General features: G+C 72.8%; 6 protein-coding genes. 2 read left to right on the forward strand and 4 right to left on the reverse strand.

The features are described from left to right. Positions 1-770: aldo/keto reductase (locus ACI3KX_RS21715; RefSeq protein WP_404911046.1), on the reverse strand; the 770-nt coding region annotated here is incomplete at its 3' end. Between the two features lie 75 nt (positions 771-845). Here ACI3KX_RS21715 and ACI3KX_RS21720 point away from each other — a divergent pair. Together ACI3KX_RS21720 and ACI3KX_RS21725 are read left to right on the forward strand one after the other, a co-directional pair. Then, a complete protein-coding gene (locus tag ACI3KX_RS21720) occupies positions 846-2,285 on the forward strand; it encodes a PLP-dependent aminotransferase family protein (protein WP_404911047.1) in 1,440 nt (479 codons plus the stop codon). Between the two features lie 9 nt (positions 2,286-2,294). After that, the gene (locus tag ACI3KX_RS21725; protein WP_404911048.1) at positions 2,295-2,867 is read left to right on the forward strand and encodes a YdeI family protein; all 573 of its coding nucleotides are present in this window, start codon (positions 2,295-2,297) and stop codon (positions 2,865-2,867) included. A 118-nt stretch (positions 2,868-2,985) separates the two neighbouring features. Here the strand turns inward: ACI3KX_RS21725 and ACI3KX_RS21730 are convergent, their stop codons facing one another. From ACI3KX_RS21730 to pyrE, 3 genes are all read right to left on the reverse strand, one after another. Beyond that, positions 2,986-3,873 carry an RNA polymerase sigma-70 factor gene (locus ACI3KX_RS21730; RefSeq protein WP_404911049.1) on the reverse strand — a complete coding sequence of 296 codons (888 nt, stop codon included), beginning with the start codon at positions 3,871-3,873 and terminating at the stop codon, positions 2,986-2,988. A 10-nt stretch (positions 3,874-3,883) separates the two neighbouring features. Next, the gene (locus ACI3KX_RS21735; RefSeq protein ID WP_404911050.1) at positions 3,884-4,474 is read right to left on the reverse strand and encodes a carboxymuconolactone decarboxylase family protein; all 591 of its coding nucleotides are present in this window, start codon (positions 4,472-4,474) and stop codon (positions 3,884-3,886) included. Between the two features lie 83 nt (positions 4,475-4,557). Next, entirely contained in the window at positions 4,558-5,136 is a 579-nt protein-coding gene (gene pyrE, locus ACI3KX_RS21740) for an orotate phosphoribosyltransferase (RefSeq protein WP_404911051.1), read from the reverse strand. Positions 5,137-5,262 lie beyond the last annotated feature (126 nt).

Genomic DNA, 5,262 nt, shown 5'->3' on the forward strand with positions numbered 1-5,262 from the left:
GCGCCTGCCCCGGCGCCTGCGCCTGCCGCTGCGCCTGCCCCTGCGCCTGCGCCTGCCGATGCGCCTGCGCCTGCCCCTGCGCCTGCGCCTGCGCCTGCGGCCAGCGAATCGACGTAGTCCAGAAGCTCGACCGACACGTCGTTCGTGCGCCCGGCTGCCGGGCTCGGGTAGACGTAGCTGTAGCCCTGCTGCACGACACCGTACGGGTCGACGCCCTGGCGCAGCGCCTCCTCGCGCGCTTCGACGAGACGCCAGAGCGCGACGTTCGAGATGCCCGCGATGCCGACGAGCCCCTCGCGCTGCAGCTGCCCGAAGGCGGCGACGGTCTCTGCGATCGGCGTCGCGCGGTCGTCGACGTGCCCGTACAGCACGTCCAGGTGGTCGATGCCGAGGTGCTGCAGGCTGAGGCGCGCCTCGCGCGCGACGACCTCGGCCGAGAGTCCCTGGTAGTTCGTCGGCTCGACGGTCTGCAGCGGCAGCGCGGGGTCCTTCTTCGCAGCACCGAGCTTGGTGGCGAGGCGCACGTCGCCGAGGCCTCCGCGGTGGCGGATCCACTCCCCGAGCACGTCCTCGCTGTCGCGGCCGTGGCCGCCGACCCAGACGCTGTAGTTGTTCGCGGTGTCGACGAAGGTGCCGCCCGCGTCGGCGAACCGGTCGAGGATGGCGAGGGATGTCGCGGTGTCGGTGCGTGTGCCGAAGAACATGGTGCCGAGGCACAGGGTCGAGACCTCGAAAGAAGTCGACCCGTTGGAGATGGTGCGGTACTGCATGGCGTTCCCTTTCCTGCGGTTGGTGGGGTGCTCCCATCGTGAGACCTGAGCGGTCTGGGAGTACGATCCGATTTCATGGCAGAAGTCCAGACCAATCCGGTCGCGTGGGAGACCCTGCTCGATCTCTCGGCCTTCGACGGTCCCCGCCACGTCCGGCTCGAGCTGGCGGTGCGGGATGCCGTGGCCACCGGCAGGCTGCCCGCCGGTGCGGCGCTTCCCCCCAGCCGGCTGCTCGCGGCATCTCTGGGCGTCTCGCGGTGGGTGGTGACCGAGGTGTACGGGCGTCTTACCGCCGAGGGCATCCTCGATGCCCGCACCGGTTCGGGCACCAGGGTCGCGACGCGCATCGGCGTCGCGGCGACACGTCCCGAGCTCCCGCCCGTCACGCCGCAGCGGCGGCCGCGCTTCGACCTCGCGCCGGGCGTTCCCGACCTGCGGCACGCGCCGCGCGCGCTGTGGCTGCGCGCCCTGAGCGAGGCGCTGGCTGACACCCCCGACGCCGAGCTGTTCCGGCTCGACGGCGACGTCCCGTCTGCCCGTGGAGCGCTCGCCGCGTACCTGTCGCGCGCGCGCTTCACGAGGGCGGATGCCGACGCCGTCGTCGTCACGCACGGCGCCGCCGACGGCATGCGGCGACTGGCCCGCGCGCTCCGCGGGCTGGGACACCGCGCCCTCCTCGTCGAGGATCCGTCGTGGCAGCGCATGCGGCAGGTCGCTGCGGCCGAGGGCCTCGGCTCCGTGCCCGTCCGCGTCGACGAGCACGGTGTCGACGTCGACGCGCTGGTGGCGGCATCCGTCCGCACCGGCGCGCGCGCCGCGCTCGTGACGCCCGCGCACCAGTTCCCCGTCGGCGTGCCGCTGTCGGCCGAGCGGCGCGAGGGTCTGATCGCGTGGGCTCGAGCGTGCGACGGGGTCGTCATCGAGGACGACTACGACGCGGAGTTCCGCTACGACCGCCGGCCGATCGGCGCACTGCAGGCCATGGCCCCCGACCGGGTGGTGCTCGCCGGCAGCCTCAGCAAGACGGCGACCCCGGCGCTCGGCATCGGATGGCTGGTGCTGCCGCCGTGGCTGCGCGATGACGTGCGCGACGCCGGAGCGGCCACGCCCTCGACGATCGACCAGCTCGCGCTCACCCGCTTCCTCGCAGCGGGCAGCCTCGACCGTCACCTGCGCGGCGCCCGTGCACGCTACCGGCGCCGGCGCGAGGCGCTGCTCGCGGCGCTCGCGCACCGCCTGCCCGAATGCCGAGTGTCGGGCATCGCGGCCGGGCTGCACCTCGTGCTCGATCTGCCTCCCGGCGTGCGCGCAGCCGACGTGGTCCGCGCCGGCGCCGCGTACGACGTCGCACTCACCGATATCCGCCGCTACCGCGTCTCGCCCGACGTGCCCGCACCGGAGCGACTCGTGCTCGGCTACGGCGACCTCGCCGACCCGCTCGTCGACGAGGCCGTGAGCCTTCTCGCCGCCGCCGTCCGCGATCTCGCCGCCCGCGGCGTCGGCGCCTCCCGATAGGGTCGCGGCATGGGTGCGCTCGACGACGGCGAGATGGTGGAGGCAGCGGATGCCGCGGCGTGGCGTGCGTGGCTGGACGCGAACCATCGCACGTCCAAGGGTGCGTGGCTGGTGCGGGCACGGCCGGGTTCGGACCTCGAGTTCGTCGCCTACGAGGACGCGATCCAGCAGGCGCTGTGCTTCGGCTGGATCGACGGCCCCGTGCGCTCGTTCGATGAGCACCGCGGCGGGTTGTGGTTCGCCCCGCGACGCCCCTCGAGCGGCTGGGCGGCGACCAACAAGGCGCGGGTCGCGCAGCTCGAGGCCGACGGCCTGCTCACGGAAGCCGGCATCCGTGCCATCGAACTCGCCCAGCAGAACGGATCGTGGACCGTGCTCGACAACGCCGAGGCGCTGCGCGAGCCCGACGACCTCGCCGCGGCCCTCGACGCGGTCCCGACCGCGCGCAGCGCATGGGACGCCTTCCCGCCCTCGACCCGCAAGATCGGCATCGCGAGCGTCGACGCGGCCCGCCGGGCCGAGACGCGCGCCGCGCGCATCGCGAAGGTCGTCGCGGATGCCGCTGAGGGGAGGCGCCCGTGATCTCGTCCGCCGAGCAGACGCTGCTGCTCTCGATCTCCGCGCTCATCGCGTTGACCGCGCTGGTCGTCGTGGTCTGGCAGCTGTGGCGCGGGCGCGGACGCGGCGACTGATCCGGCGATCAGCGCCCGACCTCCGCCTCCACATCGAGCCACCCGAGCTTGTCGGGGTTCGCGATCGAGTAGATCCGCGTGATGCGCCCGTCCTCGACGGTCAGGCTGACGACGCCGGCGAGCTGACCGTCGAGCTCCACCCGGATCCCCGGCTGGCCGTTGACCCAGGTCGCCGACGCGACGAGCGTGCCCTCGAGCTTCGACATGCCGCCGATGAGGTAGCGCGCGAGGCGCTCCGCGCCGACGACCGGACGCCGCGCGGCACCCCGCACCTTGCCGCCACCGTCGGCGACCGACACGACTTCGGGCGCGAGCACGTCCATCAGCCCCTGCAGGTCGCCCGTGTTGAGCGCCGCGACGAGCCGTTCGACCGCCTCCTCGTGCTCCGCGGGCACCACGCGCACACGCGGTCGCCGGGCGGCGACATGGTCCTTCGCCCGGTGCGCGATCTGCCGCACGGCCGCAGGCGTCTTGCCCACGGCATCCGCGATCTCGTCGTACGGCACATCGAAAACCTCGCGCAGGACGAACACGGCGCGCTCGGCGGGGCCGAGCGTCTCGAGCACGGTGAGCATCGCGATCGAGAGGTTCTCGGCGAGCTCGACGTCTTCCGCCACGTCAGGGCTCGTGAGCAGCGGTTCGGGGAGCCACTCGCCCACGTAGTCCTCTCGGCGCCGCGACACCGTGCGCAGGTGGTTGAGCGCCTGGCGGGTCACGACGCGGACGAGGTAGGCGCGCGGCTCCTGCACGGTTGCGTGGTCCACCGCGGCCCAGCGCAGCCACGACTCCTGCAGCACGTCCTCGGCGTCGGCCGCCGAGCCGAGCATCTCGTACGCCACGGTGAAGAGCAGGTTGCGATGCTCCACGAAGGGATCGTCGACGTGGGCGGTGCTCATGACGGCGAGCCTACGCGCGGGCCGCGACGGCCGGTCGCTGGGCCAGGGGCGGCAGGCCGCACGAGTCCGCGAACTGCTCGGAGCGGATGCCGAGCGCCACGTTCATGCGGGCCGACATGTTCATGAACGCGACGCGTGCCGCGAGCTCGATGAGTCCCGCCTCGCCGAGCTGGGCGAGCAGCGCGTCGGACAGCTCGTCGGTCACCGCCGGCGGCGTCTGGCTCGCCGCCTCGGCGTACTCCATGACCTGACGCTCGAGCGGCGTGAAGACCGCCGATTCGCGCCAGCGCGGGACCTCGCGGACCTTGGCGGCGTCGACGCCGCGGTTGTGCGACGCGAAGTAGTTGAAGTCGAGGCAGAAGCTGCAGCCGATGGTCGCAGCCGCCGCCATCGCGGCGTAGGTCGCCAGGTTCGGGTCGAGCTCGTGCCAGTGCTCGACCTTCTGCCCGATGCCCATCGCGTCCTTCATCACGGCCTTGTGGTGCCACAGCACGCCGACCGAGTCGGGCACACGGCCGATCATCTTCCGGGCCGCCGCCTTGACCAGGGCGCCGTAGACGCCGGTGACCTCGGTCGCGGGGATGCGGGTCGTCTCAGTCATGTCTTCCTCCGTGTCGTGGGAACGAGTCCTTCGACATGGAGACACCGGCCGGCGCCGCCCTGTGACATCCCGGCGGAGATGAACTACTGCGGTTCGAGCCCGAGGTCGTCGAGGTCGATCGCCGCCAGCCACTGCAGGCCCTCGGCCTCGACGGCGGCCTGGGCCCCGGTCTTGCGGTCGACGATGACCGCGACGGCCACGGGCTCCGCTCCCTCGCGGCGCAGCGCCTCGACGGCCTTGAGCGCGGACTGACCCGTGGTCGAGGTGTCCTCGAGCACGACGACACGCTTGCCCGCGACATCCGCCCCCTCCACCTGGCGCCCGCGGCCGTGGTCCTTGGGCTCCTTGCGCACGACGAACGCGTCGAGCGGCTTGTGGGTGCGGGCGGACTCGTGCATCACGGCGTTCGCGATGGGGTCGGCGCCGAGCGTGAGCCCGCCGACCGCGACGATGCCGTCGACGTCGCGGATGAGGTTGAGCATGATGCGTCCGATGGACGGCGCCGCCCGGTGGTCGAGGGTGAGCTTGCGCATGTCGACGTAGTACGTCGCCTTCTTGCCGCTCGAGAGCGTGAAGTCCCCGTGGAACACCGCCTCGTCCTGGATGAGGGCGATCAGGTACTGGCGATCGGCTTCGAGCGCGGGCGTGGAGGCGACGGTCATGTCGTCGAGTCTATTGAGGGGACGGATGCCGCGTCCCGCCCGACGACCGGATCACTCGGCGAGCGGGCGCCCGCTCAGGGCGGCGGCGTCGCGGGCGGCGGCCCGCGGGGCGACGGCGTCGCGACG

Origin of the sequence: Microbacterium sp. ZW CA_36, from assembly GCF_044987475.1 — a bacterium.
Lineage (GTDB): Bacteria > Actinomycetota > Actinomycetes > Actinomycetales > Microbacteriaceae > Microbacterium.